At 72.3% G+C, this 13,224-nt stretch carries 12 protein-coding genes; 10 read left to right on the top strand and 2 right to left on the bottom strand.

Annotation, left to right across the window (positions count from 1 at the left end):
- Position 1 precedes the first annotated feature (1 nt).
- The gene (locus tag HD601_RS16005) at positions 2-1,300 is read right to left on the bottom strand and encodes a CehA/McbA family metallohydrolase (protein WP_184823431.1); all 1,299 of its coding nucleotides are present in this window, start codon (positions 1,298-1,300) and stop codon (positions 2-4) included.
- 109 nt (positions 1,301-1,409) lie between these two features.
- Here HD601_RS16005 and HD601_RS16010 point away from each other — a divergent pair, with 109 nt between their 5' ends.
- The 6 genes from HD601_RS16010 (at position 1,410) to HD601_RS16035 (ending at position 7,695) form a co-directional block, all read left to right on the top strand.
- Positions 1,410-2,732 carry a hypothetical protein gene (locus tag HD601_RS16010; RefSeq protein ID WP_184823433.1) on the top strand — a complete coding sequence of 441 codons (1,323 nt, stop codon included), beginning with the start codon at positions 1,410-1,412 and terminating at the stop codon, positions 2,730-2,732.
- A 106-nt stretch (positions 2,733-2,838) separates the two neighbouring features.
- On the top strand, positions 2,839-3,273 hold the full coding sequence (locus HD601_RS16015) for a hypothetical protein (RefSeq protein WP_184823435.1): 435 nt from the start codon (positions 2,839-2,841) through the stop codon (positions 3,271-3,273).
- A gap of 161 nt (positions 3,274-3,434) precedes the next feature.
- Positions 3,435-5,174 carry an ATP-binding protein gene (locus HD601_RS35785; RefSeq protein WP_184823436.1) on the top strand — a complete coding sequence of 580 codons (1,740 nt, stop codon included), beginning with the start codon at positions 3,435-3,437 and terminating at the stop codon, positions 5,172-5,174.
- Between the two features lie 48 nt (positions 5,175-5,222).
- Positions 5,223-6,002 carry a CPBP family intramembrane glutamic endopeptidase gene (locus HD601_RS35790; protein WP_425503486.1) on the top strand — a complete coding sequence of 260 codons (780 nt, stop codon included), beginning with the start codon at positions 5,223-5,225 and terminating at the stop codon, positions 6,000-6,002.
- Entirely contained in the window at positions 5,999-6,403 is a 405-nt protein-coding gene (locus tag HD601_RS16030) for a DUF3052 family protein (RefSeq protein WP_184823438.1), read from the top strand. Before HD601_RS35790 ends, HD601_RS16030 begins: the two co-directional genes overlap by 4 nt.
- A gap of 23 nt (positions 6,404-6,426) precedes the next feature.
- Entirely contained in the window at positions 6,427-7,695 is a 1,269-nt protein-coding gene (locus tag HD601_RS16035; RefSeq protein WP_184823440.1) for a Kelch repeat-containing protein, read from the top strand.
- Positions 7,696-7,901: 206 nt separating this feature from the next.
- Here the strand turns inward: HD601_RS16035 and HD601_RS16040 are convergent.
- A protein-coding gene (locus HD601_RS16040) for an IS5 family transposase (protein WP_425503412.1) occupies positions 7,902-8,866 on the bottom strand; the annotation gives its coding sequence in 2 pieces (ribosomal slippage) (positions 7,902-8,462 and positions 8,465-8,866; 963 coding nt in all).
- A 245-nt stretch (positions 8,867-9,111) separates the two neighbouring features.
- Here HD601_RS16040 and HD601_RS16045 point away from each other — a divergent pair.
- From HD601_RS16045 to HD601_RS16060, 4 genes are all read left to right on the top strand, one after another.
- Complete coding sequence (locus HD601_RS16045) at positions 9,112-10,791, top strand: circularly permuted type 2 ATP-grasp protein (protein WP_184823442.1); 1,680 nt, start codon at positions 9,112-9,114, stop codon at positions 10,789-10,791.
- Entirely contained in the window at positions 10,785-11,726 is a 942-nt protein-coding gene (locus tag HD601_RS16050; protein WP_184823444.1) for an alpha-E domain-containing protein, read from the top strand. The genes HD601_RS16045 and HD601_RS16050 overlap by 7 nt, the downstream gene beginning before the upstream one ends.
- Positions 11,723-12,604 carry a transglutaminase N-terminal domain-containing protein gene (locus tag HD601_RS16055; RefSeq protein ID WP_184823446.1) on the top strand — a complete coding sequence of 294 codons (882 nt, stop codon included), beginning with the start codon at positions 11,723-11,725 and terminating at the stop codon, positions 12,602-12,604. The genes HD601_RS16050 and HD601_RS16055 overlap by 4 nt, the downstream gene beginning before the upstream one ends.
- A 119-nt stretch (positions 12,605-12,723) precedes the next feature.
- The gene (locus HD601_RS16060) at positions 12,724-13,209 is read left to right on the top strand and encodes a hypothetical protein (protein WP_184823448.1); all 486 of its coding nucleotides are present in this window, start codon (positions 12,724-12,726) and stop codon (positions 13,207-13,209) included.
- The last annotated feature ends 15 nt before the right edge of the window (positions 13,210-13,224 follow it).

The raw sequence follows: 13,224 nt of genomic DNA on the forward strand, positions 1-13,224 counted from the left end.
TTCAGACCGGGTCGAGCCACCAGGGGCTGGTGTACGCGATCCCGAAGTCGTTGCAGGGGTGGCCGTCGGGGCCGGGCGCGGCGTTGGGCTGCGTGGGGTCGGACACCCGCAGCACCACCCAGTCGCCGTCGTCGGCGTCCAAGGGGACCGAGAACCGGGTGACCCGGCCGGCCGCGGCCTCGATGACGTCGGCGACCACGGGGACGCCGTCGCCGGGCCGCAGCACCTGCAGGTCCAGCCGCCGGCCGTCCCACTCGGCACCCCGGTCGAGGTCGACGGCGAAGCGGATGTCGCCGGCGCGGCGCCGGATCGAGCCGCCCATGGGCACGTTGTCGGCCGTGGCGTCGAGGCGCAGGCCGGAGACCCGGGTGGCGAAGAACCGGCGCTCGGTCATGGCCCGGCGGACCGCCTCGCGGGTGTTCTCGGTGACCCACATGCCGGTGCGGCCCTTGCCCTCGGGGTAGCCCCAGTCGGTGCCGTGCTCGTCGGTGACGCCGGACAGCCCCGGCCGCCAGCCGGCGTTCAGGCACGTGACCAACGGTGAGCTGACGCCGTCGGCCCACCCCTCGAAGAGGTAGTCGTCGAAGCGGTTGAACATCTCGAGGCTGACCAGCTGGTCGTGCGCCTTGGCCTCGTACCTGAAGTCGTTGAACCGGCCCGGTTCGCGGCCCGGGTGGTTGAACCCGGCCAGGCCGTCGGCGCCGCCGTCGCCGAGGCCGAAGAGGCCGTCCTCGCGGGTGAGCCAGCGGTAGAAGCCGCCCATGAGCGTCGCATCGAGCACGTCGGTGTAGGCGTCGGTGAACCAGACGTTGATGTGACCGAGCAGCGGGTTCGTCCACTCGAAGCCGCGGATCGCCGTGAACACACCGGGGTCGTTCGCTGCGTCAGCCAGGTCGCGGGTCTGCCGCCAGCCGCGCCGGCTCAGCCCGGTGATCTGGTTGACGCCGTCGGGCAGCAGCGCGTCGAGGATGCTGAGGACGCCGTCGGACAGCGTCGCGTGGTCGGTCAGCGCGGCGACGTCGAGGCCGGCCATGCGCATGGACTCGTAGGCGAGCGCGGGGTCGCCGGCACCGTCGGAGAGCAGCGTGTGGTTGTGCAGGTCGGCGTGGACGAGGGTGCGGCCCCTGGTGATGCGGGAGACGCGGCCGGCGCCGGTGCCGCCCTCCGTGGTGCGGGTGGTCGCCGCGGCGGCGCTGCTGCCGGGCGTGGCGGCGAGGATGAGGCCGCCGGCCGCTCCGGCGAGCACGTCGCGGCGGGTCAGGCCCTCGTCGTCACCGTGCTCGTGGTCCGCGTCGCACATGTACCCGATCACACACCCTTCGTCGGCACCTGCAGGGGAAGCCCGGATGTACGGCGGCCGAACACCCGGGCCTGCCTTCACCGTATCCGCAAGCCGCTAGCCTCCTGTCGTGCTGGTGTTGGCGGTCGCGGCGTTCTCCGTCGCCTGGTGGCTGGGGCTGTACCTGGCCGGGCGCGACCCGTCCGACGCCGCGATGTCGCGCGCCGGGCTGGGTCTGGTGTCGTACGCGCTGGCGCTCGCGCTGAGTGTCTTCGACGGCACGGTGGTCGACGCCGTCGGCTATGTGCTGGCCGGGCTGCCGGCGCTGATCTGGGCCGGCGTGCTGATCGCGCTGCTGCCCCCCGAGGACCCCTACCGCGCGCCCGCCGACCGCGTCTGGCGCTGGACCGTCCTGCCGCTCGGGGTCGCGGAGCTGGTGGCCGCCGCCGTCGTCGGCGGATGGTGGGAGCCGCTGACGGCGGCGCTCGTGCTGCTGCCGCTGGCGGCGGCGCTGGTGCTCGTGTGGCGGTCGATGACCCGCGGCCCGGTGGGGCTGCGGCAGGGCGTGGTGCTGCTGGCGACGCTGTTGTTCGGACTCGGCGCGGTGGCCGTGCTGGTGCCGTTCGGATGGCTGCCCGACGGCGTCGTCCTGGCCTCCGTCGGGATCGACCTCCTCGTGCTCGGCGTCGTGGTCGCCGTGACGAACGCGCTCGAGGCGGGCGAGGCGCTCGGCGCGGACCTGCGCCGGTCCGCCGTCGGGGCCGGGCTGGCGGCCGTGGTGTTCGGCGGGCAGGTCGGGCTGGTGTCGCTGGCGGTGGACGACGGCGACAGAGCGGCATTGCGGGCGCTCGCGTTCGGCGTCGTGGCCGCCGCCATCGCCGTCGTGACCCTGGCCAGCTCGATCCAGGCGCTGCTCGACCGCGTCGCCTTCGCGGGGACGCCGGACCTGAGGTCCTCGCGGGCGGAGCTGCGCGACGCGACCGACGCGCTGCCCCGTCGCGACGAGGGGGCGAGCCTGGCCGCCCTGGACGACGACGCGTTCACTCGGCTCGTCCGCGACGCGCTGCGCAACTACGGCGACCTCGGCAAGCTGGTGTCCAGCCCCCTGCTCGCGCTGCCCGCCGTCGACGCCCGGCTGGCCGGTCGCGAGGGGCATGCCCTGGACCGCGCGACCGAGCTGAAGGCGCTGCTGCTCGAGAGCATCGAGCGGCTGCGACCGCGCGAGGCCGAGTTCGGGACGAGCGAGGAGTGGCGGTACTTCAACGCCTTGTACTTCCCGTACGTCGCCGGGATCCGCCCGTACCGCCGCCAGCCCGACCTCAGCGGCCTCGACGACGTCTCGCGGCGGGCGTTCGACTGGCTGCGCCGCTACGTGCCGGAGCGGACCCTCTACAACTGGCAGAACGCGGCGGCCCGAGTGGTGGCGCGCGATCTGCGGGCGCGCGTGGACTGAAACTGGCAGTACTTGGCAGTGCCCGGTCTGGGTTTGGCAGTGGTGCGGGCGTGATGGTCGTGGTGTCCGAACGACATCGATCGACGTCACGAAGGAGCAGGTCACCATGGCCTCGAACCGCTTCGACACCGCCACCCGCACCCCCGCCGTCGCCCGGATCCGCGAGACGCCGCTGCTGCGCTGGACCCTCGAGCTCGACGGCGTCGCCAACGTCTTGATCGGGCTCGCGTACGTCCTCGCGGCCGGCTGGATCGGTGACGAGCTGGGGCTGCCCACGTCGCTGATCTACCCGGTGGGCGCGTTCATGGTCGCGGCCGGCGCGCTGATCGTCGCCATCTCGACGCGGCGGGAGGCGCCGGCGCTGTGGGTGGGCGCGATCATCGTCCTCAACTTCGTCTGGGCGGTCGACAGCGTGGTCGTCGCCGCGGCCGGCTGGTTCGACCCGACCACCGCCGGGACGGCGTGGATACTGCTGCAGGCCGGTGTCGTCGCCCTCCTCGGCGCCTTCGAATGGGCCGGGCTCCGCCGGGCCCGCCGCTGACCCCGTCGTTCCCCGAGACCCGAGCCCCGGCCCCGGCGCGTGTGAGCCCGCGCCGGGGCCGGTCCATGCCTGCGCGCACGAAAGTGGAACCAACGCACCGTCGTCCCGGCTCTGGTTACACTTTCTTCCAAGAAAATGTAACCAGCGGCGTAGGAGAGCCCGTGTCGTTCCACTTTCTGGGTCCGGACCCCGTCGAAGCACAATTGCAGCGGGTGCTCAACGGACTCGCGGCCGGAAGGGCACCTCGCGACATCGAGCTGCTCAACGTCGATGTGAAGGAGGAGCCGGGCCGTCGTGACTCCACCGGCGTTGTTCTTCCAGGTGCGACGGAGAACGAGGCGGCCGCGCGGTACCTCGTCGGCGAACTGGCGTGTGTCGCGAACACCCCTGGCGCCGGCGCCATCATCCTGGGCGTCGCCGACGATGGCCGGCGCATCGGCACGGCGCTGAACGAGGAGTGGCTGCGGCACCGCATCTTCCAGATCAGCGAGCGGCGCCTGACCGTCGACATCCGGGTCGGAGATCTCGATGGAACTCGCATCCTCGTGCTTCTGCCGCCGGAGGCGGTCGAACCGATCCGCTCGAACGGCCGGATCCATTGGCGGGTCGCCGACCACTGTGTCGAGGTCGACGCGGCCACGTGGATGGCCGGCCGGCTGCATCGAGGCGGGCTCGACTGGTCGGCGCAGCCATCGGGCTTCCGGCTCGAGGACGTCCACGCCAGTGCCGTCGAGATTGCCCGCCGCTTTCTCGGCCAAGCGGGCAGCGACCCGGCCGCGGCCGACCTCGGTGGCGCCACGGACAACGACCTGCTGCGCCGGCTCAACGTCGTCGACGGTGACGGCCGGCTGACCAACGCCGGCGCGCTACTCTTCGTCACGACGGGCGCTCCGGCGCTCGACTACATGCGACGCGACCACCCCGGCGGCGACAGCACGATCCGCGTGCGCAGGGACGGGTCACTGCTCTCCCAGCTGGCCGAGGTCGAAACAGCAGCTGCGGCGGCGAACGCAGTCGTACAGATCTCCGAGGGGCTCGTCCGCGGCCAGGTCCGCAGACTGCCGCAGTCCGCCGTCCGCGAGGCGATCGTGAACGGGGTGATCCACCGCGACTGGTCCACGGACGCGCCGGTCGTGATCGAGCATGTCGGCGACACGCTCACGGTCACCTCGCCCGGCGGCTTCATCGCCGGCATCACACCGCAGAACATCATCACCCACCCGTCCGCGCCCAGGTATCGAGCGTTGGCTGAGGCTGCCGCATCGCTCCGGCTGGCGGAGCGCGAGGGCATCGGCGTCGATCGGATGGTCGCGGCCATGCTTGCCCTGGGGCACGAGCGGCCGGACATCTCCGAGTTGCCCGGTCCATACGTCCGGACGGTTCTCTTGGGCGGTCCGCCTGACGCATCCTGGATCGAACTCCTGGCCGACATCACACCGAAGACGCTGACACGTGACGTCGACCTCCTGTTGATGCTGGATCACCTGTGCCGCCATGGCTGGATCGATGCGGCGCGGGCTGCACCGGTGATCCAGCGCGGGGAAGCGGAGGCGCGGGCCGCCATCGGCAGGCTGTCCGAGGCGGTATTTCTCGAGGGCATCGTGACCGAAGTAGCAGGCGTGCCGACCGGCGAGCCGACGGCCTGGCGGCTGTCCGACCATGTACTCGTGTGGATGGACTACCGGCTGGGCTATCGCCATGGCGAGGCGCGACAGCGCATGATCCTGGAGTGGGCGCGTGCCCGCGGACGAGTCTCGTCGACCGAGGTCTCCGATCTCGCCGGCGTAGCGCAGAACTCGGCGGGGAAGTTGCTGACGGAGCTCGAGCGGCAGGGTCTCCTGGAGCCGAGCCGAGCGAACCGGAGCGGCCGGGGGTTCTTCTACCGTCCCGTGAGCACCTGACCGGGCGTTAAGGCCACCCTCAGGGAACGCCGCTACGCTCGAACGGTGGTGACCCAGGACCTGCCCGCCGCCGGTGTCGAGACGACGTCGCGGCGGAGGTTGACCGCCGAGATCTGGATCGTCCTCGGGCTGTCGCTCGGCCAGTCCGCCGTCTACGCCGTCGTCAGCCTGATCGCGCGGCTGACCCGGCCCGAGCGGCTGAGCGAGCAGACGGCGACGCTGAACGCGTCGCGGAGTGTGCGCGAGTATCTCGACCTCACCTATCAGGTGCTGTCGTTCGCGTTCGCGCTGGTGCCGGTGGTGCTGGCGCTGTACCTGCTGTCGGGGCCGGGCCGGTCGGCGGTGAAGCGCATCGGGTTCGACCTCGCGCAGCCGCGGCGCGACCTGCTGTTCGGTGTGGGTCTGTCGATCGTCATCGGGCTGCCAGGGCTGGGCATCTACTTCCTCGGCCACGCGCTGGACATGAACGTCTCGATCCAGGCGAGCACCCTGAACGCCTACTGGTGGACGGTGCCCGTGCTGGTGCTGTCGGCGGTGCAGAACGCGGTGGTCGAGGAGGTCATCGTCGTCGGGTTCCTGATGACGCGGCTGAAGCAGCTCGGCTGGGAGCTGCCGGCGATCATCGCGACCAGCGCGGTGCTGCGCGGCTCGTACCACCTGTACCAGGGCTACGGCATGGCCATCGGCAACATGCTCATGGGCGTGGTGTTCGCCTACTTCTACCACCGCACGAAACGGGTGATGCCGCTGGTCATCGCGCACTCGATCCTCGACATCGTCTCGTTCGTCGGCTACGACCTGTTCGCCGACGAGCTCGGCCTGCCGTGACAACGGGGTACTCCGGCACGCCGTTGGTGCGCAAGCTCGGCGTCAAGGCGGGGCACCGGGTGCTGCTCGACGGGGCTCCTGGCGGCTTCGAGCTCGAGGGCCTGCCCGACGGCGTGAGCGTCGACCACCGCGCGGGGCCGGGCACGTACGACGTCGTGCTCGCGTTCACCCGCGACCGCGCGACGCTCGATCGCGACCTGCCGGGCCACCACGACCGCATCGAGCGCGACGGCGCCGTCTGGGTCGCCTGGCCGAAGCGGGCCAGTAAGGTGCCGACCGACCTGACGGAGGACTGCGTCCGCGAGGTGGCGCTCCCGCGCGGCCTCGTCGACGTGAAGGTGGCGGCGATCGACGCCGTGTGGTCGGGGCTGAAGCTGGTGATCCGCAAGCAGAACCGCTGACGCCGTCACCGCGTCCAACCTGCATGAAGCCACGGGCACGGTGGGTGGCCGCGGCGGGGGTGGCCCTGCTGGCGGCGGGTTGTGGTGAGACGGCGGCCGGTCCGGGAGCGGGCGGCTCGCCCACGGGGAACGACGGCGGCAGCTGGCGGCCGGTCGCGGAGTCGCCGCTGAGCCCGCGCGAGGCGCCGCTGACGGTCACCGTCGGCGACCGCATCCTCGTCATGGGCGGGAGCGACGGCCCGCCGTGCCCGCCGAACGCCGACTGCGTCGCGCCGCCGCCCCCGTTACACGACGGAGCGGCCTATGATCCCGCGGCCGACAGCTGGACGCCCATCGCCGACGCACCGGAGCCGGTCGGCGGGGGCGTCGACACGTCGGTGGTGGTGGGCGACACCGTCTACGTGTCGACCGTGATCTTCAACCTGGAAGGCGGCCGGACGTCGACGACGTTCCAGTCCTACGACGCGGCTGCGGACACCTGGGCCGAGCTCACCCCGCCCGACGAGAGCGAGTGGCGCTACCTGACGGTCGCCGGCGACCGCATCGTCGCCTACCGCGGCTCGCACGAGGACTACACGGGCGGGACGCTGGAGCCGCTCGACCCGCTGCCGGCCGACCTCGTCTACGACGCCGCCGCGGACACCTGGGCCGAGCTGCCGGCCGACCCGCTCGGCCCGTCGTACGACCGCCGGCTCATCGGCACCGACGGCGGCGCCGTCCTGCTGGCCAGCGACTTGGTCCCGAACCCCGGCGTCGACCCGCCGGTCGTCCACGCGGCGACGCTCGACCTCGCGGCCGGCACCTGGACCGAGCTCCCCGACGGCGACGTCGTCAGCGGGTACGGCTTCAGTCGCGTCGGCGACCTGCTGGTCAGCGCGCTGGAGGAGTCGTCCGACGGCGGCGAGGTGAACAACTGGGGTCGCGGCATCCCGTACGGCGGCATCCTCGACCCCGCCACCGGCACCTGGTCGACGCTGCCCGAGCGGGCGCCTCGTGACCCGCTGGACGGGTTCATGATCCCGGTGGGCAACCTCACCGGCGAACGCACCATCGTGTCCGGCGCCTGGGCCCTCGACGTCCCGACGCTGACCTGGAGCCGCGTGCCGGACAGCCCGGACGACGAGCACGTCCAGGGCCAGTCGGCCGCGTTCATCGACACGAGTGCCGGCGGTCAGGTGATGCTGTGGGGCGGCTCGCGCTGGCCCGGCTGGCTCGAGGACCCCGAGTCGATGGGCGACGGCGAGTTGATCGCCGACGGCTGGATCTGGACCGTGCCCGCACCGCCGGGGTAGTGAGGTCGGCACGCCTCGCCGTATTCGTCGCGGTCCGCCCGGGCCGAGATGATCACGTTCACCACGAAATCCCGTGCCGCACGAGGGCTGCGGGCCTCGTGATGCCCGGGCCGTCATGGTGGGCGGCCCAGAAATCGCCGGCTCTTTTCACATCGCGGACCGCCGCCGGGGCAACGGGCCGACTTCACTAGCGCCAGCCGTCTTCACTAGGGCGTGTCTGGCGGATCTTGTCGTTGGTGGTCGCGGAGCCAGATTCTGATGCTGGCGACGTCGATGGTTCCGCGGTAGACGAAGTCGCGTTTGTCGGTGCGCATGGCCACGGCGCGGTAGCCGCGCAGCTTGTTGATCGTGCGCTCGACGGTGTTGCGGTCGCGGTAGGCGGCGGGGTCGAAGTTCGGGGGCCGGCCGCCGTTGCGGCCGCGGTTGCGGCGTCCACGCTGCTGGCTGCTGGGGGTCGGGATGACCGCGGTGATGTGGTGTTTGCGCAGCCACGCGCGGATGGGCCCGGTGGAGTAGGCCTTGTCGGCCAGCAGCTGGCTGGGCCGGGTGCGTGCCCGCCCGCCGCCGCGGCGGCGGATCGACAATCGGGTGATGAGCGGTTCGAAGGCCAGCGAATCGTTGCGGTTCCCGGCGGTGGTCACCCGCGCCAACGGACGGCAGCGGCGATCAGCGATCAGGTGAAGCTTCGTGGTCAATCCGCCGCGAGAACGACCCAACCCTTCCCGCAGCGGCGGCTTCTTGTCATTCGATGCCGCCCCCCCGTCCGGGCCGGCTGGTCGCCCAGGGCGACCCCCAGCCGCTCGGCAGGCACATCCTTGGGCGGTTCATGCCGCGCGCCCGCGGCATGCTGGTGGGCGCGGACCACCGTCGAGTCCATCGCCACCACCCACCGCCCGGCGTCGTCGGTGTCGCTCCCGGCCTGCAACCCAGCGACGATCCGTTCCCACGTACCATCGGCTGACCAGCGGCGATGCCGCGCATACACGGTCTGCCACGTCCCGTAGTCCGGCGGCAGATCGCGCCACGGGGCGCCGGTCCGGGTCCGCCACAGCACCCCGTTGATCACCATGCGGTGATCCACCCAACGACCGCCCCGGCGCGGACTCCGATCCGGCAACAACGGCTCCAGACCAGCCCACTCCACATCGGTCAGGTCATGTCGATCAAGCACAAACCCGTTCTACCGAGACCAACCAACAAGATCCACTAGACACGCCCTAGCGAAAACCGTCCTCCGCGCGCCCACGCGGCCTCAGAAGACGGCTGGCGGTATTGAAGACGGTCGCCGCCATCGAAGTTGCCGCGTGTCCGCCGCCAGACTCCTCGACCCGACCACGACGCGACGCGGTGGGCGGCCCAGAACCGGTTACCTGGGTGACTTGTCCCCGTCACAGAGCGGTCCTACGCTCGCCTGGTATGACCGACATGCTCGCCGGCTACCGATTCGGGGCGGCATGGGACGAGGTCTACACCCCTGACGGGACGCCGCGGCCCACGTACGGCGGCATGCACGAGGCGCTGACGGCGGCCGGCCCCGAGGTGCTGTCGAGCCTGGCGGCGTTCCTCGCCACCGTCTTCCGCGACCAGGGCATCACGTTCGACCACGAGGGCGTCGAGCGGCCGTTCCCGCTGGACATCGTCCCGCGCATCATCACCGCGGCCGAGTGGGACGTGGTCGAGCGCGGCGTCGCGCAGCGGGTCCGGGCGCTCGAGGCGTTCCTCGACGACGTGTACGGGTCCGGGCTGGTGTTCCGCGACGGCGTCGTGCCCCGTCAGATGGTCGTGTCGTCCGAACACTTCCACCGTCAGGCGTTCGGCATCCGCCCGCCCAACGGGGTCCGGGTGCACGTGTCCGGCATCGACCTCGTGCGCGACGAGGAGGGCGAGTTCCGCGTCCTCGAGGACAACCTGCGCACGCCGTCCGGGGTGTCCTACGTCGTCGAGAACCGCCGGGCGCTGGCGCGGGTGCTGCCGGAGCTGTTCGGCGGGCACCTGGTGCGCCCGGTCGCGGGCTATCCGGCCCGGCTGCTGGCGGCGCTGCGTGCGGCCGCCCCGCCCGGCGCCGAGGACCCGACCATCGTCGTGCTGACGCCGGGCGTCTACAACGCCGCCTACTCCGAGCACACGCTGCTGGCCCGGCAGATGGGCGTGCAGCTGGTCGAGGGCCGCGACCTCTCCGTCGTCGGCAACGAGGTGCGCATCCGCACCACCCGCGGGCACCAGCGGGTCGACGTCATCTACCGGCGGGTCGACGACGAGTTCCTCGACCCCGTCCAGTTCCGCGCCGACTCCATGGTCGGCAGCCCCGGCCTGCTCAACGCGGCCCGGGCCGGCAACGTGACGCTGGCGAACGCCGTCGGCAACGGGGTGGCCGACGACAAGCTCATCTACACCTACGTGCCCGACCTCATCCGCTACTACCTCAGCGAGGAGCCGGTGCTGCGCAACGTCGAGACCTGGCGCCTCGACACCGCCGAGAACATCGCCCAGGTGCTGTCCAACCTCGGCGACCTCGTGCTCAAGCCGGTCGACGGCTCCGGCGGCAAGGGCATCGTCATCGGCCCGCAGGCGACGGACGACGAGCTGGCGACGCTGCGCGAGGCGGTCGAGGCGAATCCGCGCGGCTACGTGGCGCAGCGCCCGGTCCGGTTGTCGACGGTGCCGACGCTCATCGGCGACCAGCTCGCACCCCGCCACGTCGACCTGCGCCCGTTCGCCGTCAACGACGGCCGCGAGGTGTGGGTGCTGCCGGGCGGCCTGACCCGGGTCGCCCTCCCCGAGGGCAGCTTGATCGTCAACTCCAGCCAGGGCGGCGGCTCCAAGGACACCTGGGTGCTGGCGTCGCCGGCCGCGCCCACCGCGGCAGCCGAAGCCGACACCGTCGCCCCGGGTGAGAGCAGTGCCGTCCTGGCCGGCTCCGACCTCACCGAGCCCGAGGCCGACCTCCCCGCGGGGGCCGGCGCGCCCGGCCTCGGCGACCACGTCGACGGACGGCGTCCGCTGGCGGTCCCGCCCGACCTCGGCCCTTCCGAGCCGCCCCGCGAGCAGCAACAACAGCAGCAGCAGCTCCGGAGGCAGGGGAGGGACGCATGCTGAGCCGCATCGCCGAGTCGCTGTACTGGATCGGCCGCTACCTCGAGCGCGCCGACGCCAAGGCGCGCGTCCTCGATGTCCACCTGACCCGCATCCAGGACGAGCCCGGCACAGACCAGGAGCGGCAGCTGCGCACCCTGCTCGGGGCCATGGGCGTCGACCACGGCGACGGCGCCGTCACCCCGTCGTCGGTGGTCGACATGCTGGCCTTCGACGCGACGTCACCGGCGTCCATCACCGCCGCCCTCACCGCGGCGCGCGAGAACGCCCGCGGCGCCCGCGAGATCCTCTCCAGCGAGCTGTGGGAGGCGCTCAACGTCACCTGGCACGGCCTCGCCGAGCGTCGCATGGCCGCTGTCGTGCTCGGACCGCAGGTGTTCTGCCACTACGTCCGCGAGCGCACGGCCATGACCACCGGGCTCATCTCGACGACCATGGTGCGCGACGACGGCTGGCGCTTCCTGTCGCTCGGGGTGGCGCTCGAGCGCATCGACATGGCCGCGCGCATGCTGTCGACCCCGGCGCTGGCCGAGGGCCGGCCGTCGGTGCTGGCGGGGCTGCTGCGCAGCGTCGGCGGTCACGACACCTTCGTCCGCGTCTACCAGGGCGCGGTGTCGCCGGCCAACGTCGCGGAGTTCCTGCTGCGCGACCAGCTCTCGCCGCGGTCGGTCGCGTTCTCGCTGGCCACCGCCGAGTCGCTGCTGCGCGAGCTCGACCCCGGCCTCGACGACCGGCTCGGGGTGGCCGACGGCGCCCGGCGTGCGCTGGGGCGCATGCGGCTGGCGCTGGAGTTCCGGTCGTCGGCGGAGCTGCTCGACGACCTCCCGAGCCTCATCGAGTCGCTGCTGCGGCTCACCTCGCGTACGTCCGACGAGGTCACCAGCCGCTACTTCGGCAAGTCGCTGCTGGTCCGGTGGGCCGAGGAGGTGGCGCTGTGACGGCGGGCGCTTCCGGCGCGGCCGACCCGGCCGGCGGCGGCTGGCTGCTGTCGGTGAAGCACCACAGCGGCTACCGGTACGCCGGTCCGGTCTTCTCCTCGTACAACGAGGCCCGCGTCACGCCGCGCAGCGATCCCCGCCAGCGCGTGCTCGACGCGACTGTCGAGGTCAGCCCGGCGGCCTCCCTGTACCGCTACGTCGACTACTTCGGCTCCGTCGTCACGGCCTTCGACGTGCACGCCGCGCACTCCGAGCTGACGGTGGCGGCCAGCTGCGTGGTCGAGACGGCGCCGGCCGGCGACGCGGAGCCGGCGGCGGAGTGGTCCGTGCTGGACGACCCCGACACTCGCGACGAGCTGGGCGAGTACCTCACGCAGACCCGCCGCACCACGCCCGACGACGAGCTGCTGGCGGTCGCGGCGCAGGTCCGGGCCGCCCCGACGCCCGACGACGGCGCGCGGCTCGCGGCCGGCTGGACGCACCAGCGCCTCGCCTACGTCAGCGGCTCCACCAGCGTGCACACGAACGCCGTCCAGGCGCTCGGCGAGGGCCGGGGCGTCTGCCAGGACTTCGCGCACGTCACCATCGCGCTGCTGCGGGCGGCCGGCGTCCCGGCCCGCTACGTCTCCGGCTACCTGCACCCGCGCACCGACGCCGCGGTCGGCGAGACGGTGACGGGCGAGAGCCACGCCTGGGTGGAGTGGTGGGCGGGCGGGTGGCGGGCCTACGACCCGACCAACGACGGCGTCCCCGGTCCCGGGCACATCGTGGTCGCCCGCGGCCGCGACTACGACGACGTCACCCCGCTGCGCGGCATCTACAACGGCGGCGACAGCACGTCCCTGGGCGTGACGGTCGAGGTGACGCGGCTGCGCTGAGGCCCGGACGGTGGCAGACTCCCGTGGATGAACCCCAGAGTGCCGGAGGGGGCGGGACTCGGAGAAGATGAGAGACCTCTCATCTGGATCTCATCGTTCTCTCGCCCGCGGTGCCGACGATGCTGAGCATGAAGTCGGCGGCCACCCTCACCGTCTCTGCCCTGGCGGTCGTGGCCGCCGGGATCTTCGGCGTGGGCTCGTTGCTGGCCGCGCCGTCGGTCGGCGACGACTTCGGCGACCCCGTCGACGTCGGGCCCGGTGTGGGCGCCACCCCGGACGACGACGAGCCGTCGCGCGACCCGGACTGGACGCCGTCGCCCACCCCCACGCCCACGCCGACTCCCACCCCGACCCCCACACCCACGCCGACGGTGGCCCCGCCGCCTCCGCCACCCCCTCCGCCGCCGGAGGACAACGGTGGCGGTGACGGCGGAGGAACCGGCGGCGGTGACGGCGGGCAGCAGGTCGACCCGCCTCCCGCGGTCCGCCCCGATCCCGGTGGTGACGACGACGGCGATGACGACGCCGACGACGTCGGCGAATCCGATGACGATGACGATGACGACGACGACGCGGCCGGTGACGACGGGGATGATGACGACTGAGTCAGGGTCGTGACG

The sequence above is a fragment of the Jiangella mangrovi genome, assembly GCF_014204975.1.
GTDB classification, from domain to species: domain Bacteria; phylum Actinomycetota; class Actinomycetes; order Jiangellales; family Jiangellaceae; genus Jiangella; species Jiangella mangrovi.

Bases quoted from the DNA above. Each gene is read 5' to 3' on its own strand.
- HD601_RS16045 (WP_184823442.1), top strand. From the start codon at position 9,112: ATGACCGACATGCTCGCCGGCTACCGATTCGGGGCGGCATGGGACGAG.
- HD601_RS16060 (WP_184823448.1), top strand. From the start codon at position 12,724: ATGCTGAGCATGAAGTCGGCGGCCACCCTCACCGTCTCTGCCCTGGCG.
- HD601_RS16035 (WP_184823440.1), top strand. From the start codon at position 6,427: ATGAAGCCACGGGCACGGTGGGTGGCCGCGGCGGGGGTGGCCCTGCTG.
- HD601_RS16005 (WP_184823431.1), bottom strand. From the start codon at position 1,300: ATGTGCGACGCGGACCACGAGCACGGTGACGACGAGGGCCTGACCCGC.
- HD601_RS16015 (WP_184823435.1), top strand. From the start codon at position 2,839: ATGGCCTCGAACCGCTTCGACACCGCCACCCGCACCCCCGCCGTCGCC.
- HD601_RS16050 (WP_184823444.1), top strand. From the start codon at position 10,785: ATGCTGAGCCGCATCGCCGAGTCGCTGTACTGGATCGGCCGCTACCTC.